Genomic DNA, 640 nt, shown 5'->3' with positions numbered 1-640 from the left:
CCTCCTGTATCCTCTCACTTCCCTCAGTCCTCGTCCGTCTGCTCCCTCCTCTCTCTACCTAGCTCTAGCCAGCCTTCCTGTAGCGCGGCAGAGATGGCTGCCCCTGCCTCCACCACGGCGGCGGCGGCGCTGCTGCTGCTCCTCCTGTCGCTCGCCGCGGCGGCGGACATGTCGATCGTSTCCTACGGSGAGCGSAGCGASGAGGAGGCGCGGCGGATGTACGCSGAGTGGATGGCGGCGCACGGCCGGACCTACAACGCCGTCGGCGAGGAGGAGCGSMGGTWCSAGGTGTTCMGGGACAACCTCCGCTACRTCGACGCSCACAACGCCGCCGCCGACGCGGGCGTCCACTCCTTCCGCCTCGGSCTCAACCGCTTCGCCGACCTCACCAACGACGAGTACCGCGCCACCTACCTCGGCGYCAGGASCAGGCCGCAGAGGGAGAGGARGCKCGGTGACAGGTACCTGGCCGGCGACAACGAGGACCTGCCGGAGTCCGTCGACTGGCGGGCCAAGGGCGCCGTCGCGGAGGTCAAGGACCAGGGCAGCTGCGGGAGTTGCTGGGCTTTCTCAACAATAGCGGCTGTGGAAGGCATCAACCAGATTGTTACTGGCGACATGATCTCCTTGTCTGAGCAGG

The 640-nt window shown here is 67.3% G+C and carries 2 protein-coding genes; one reads left to right on the top strand and one right to left on the bottom strand.

Features of this window, described 5'->3' with window-relative positions:
• Nucleotides 1-23: 23 nt before the first annotated feature.
• Nucleotides 24-170, bottom strand: a complete 147-nt coding sequence (locus FWJ25_RS20720; protein ID WP_188093680.1) for a hypothetical protein — start codon at nucleotides 168-170, stop codon at nucleotides 24-26.
• 46 nt (nucleotides 171-216) lie between these two features.
• Here FWJ25_RS20720 and FWJ25_RS20715 point away from each other — a divergent pair.
• The coding region (locus FWJ25_RS20715; RefSeq protein WP_223163288.1) for a C1 family peptidase at nucleotides 217-640 on the top strand (424 nt) is incomplete at its 3' end.

This window comes from Marinobacter salinexigens (assembly GCF_008370345.1).
Lineage (GTDB): Bacteria > Pseudomonadota > Gammaproteobacteria > Pseudomonadales > Oleiphilaceae > Marinobacter > Marinobacter salinexigens.
The sequence above is the reverse complement of the archived record's forward strand: the minus strand, read 5'-3'. Positions and strand labels throughout refer to the sequence as shown.

Excerpts from the sequence above, each read along its gene's own strand:
- FWJ25_RS20720 (WP_188093680.1), bottom strand. The coding sequence starts at position 170 with ATGTCCGCCGCCGCGGCGAGCGACAGGAGGAGCAGCAGCAGCGCCGCC.